Source organism: Myxococcus sp. CA039A (genome assembly GCF_013336645.1).
Lineage (GTDB): Bacteria > Myxococcota > Myxococcia > Myxococcales > Myxococcaceae > Myxococcus > Myxococcus llanfairpwllgwyngyllgogerychwyrndrobwllllantysiliogogogochensis.
Genome location: NZ_JABUMQ010000752.1, coordinates 1 through 477, shown reverse-complemented (window position 1 = coordinate 477; position 477 = coordinate 1). Strand labels below are relative to the sequence as shown.

The window sequence follows — 477 nt, the reverse complement described above, 5'->3', positions numbered from 1 at the left end:
TCGCGGCGGTGGTGGCCGGGGCTCCCCGATTCCCGAGGACGCCCATGTTCTCCATGGCACGGCGCAGCAGGCGCTGGCGCCGCAGCTTCGCTGCCTCGTCGGGATTGGAGGGATCTGCCGCCACGTCGTCCTCGTCGAAATCCCAGTCGTCTAGATCACCGGACGGCTCGGACCACGCAGTCTCGCCAGTTGGGCCGGTGTTGTCACCGGGGAAGGTCTCGAAGTCCGATTCAATGGTCGCCTCGACGATGCCTTCAACGGGAGGCTCGTCGACGTTCGCCTGATTGACATCCGAGCGGACGAGCGTCTCCAGGTGGGCATCCACGTGCTGGAGCGCGGCCTCGAAGGAGGCGGTCAGCGTTTCGGCGGCCTCGTCCTTGTCGAATGAGACGATGCGCCAGAGGTCGTCCTCGGTGGCCCTGCCGCTCTTGGGGGGCGTGGGCCCCAGGCGCAGCGGCGGCGGCGCGGCGACGGGGG

The 477-nt window shown here is 69.0% G+C and carries 1 pseudogene; it reads right to left on the bottom strand.

Features of this window, described 5'->3' with window-relative positions:
- Positions 1 to 477 (bottom strand): annotated as a pseudogene (locus tag HR086_RS47420) (molecular chaperone DnaJ); the annotation flags it as partial.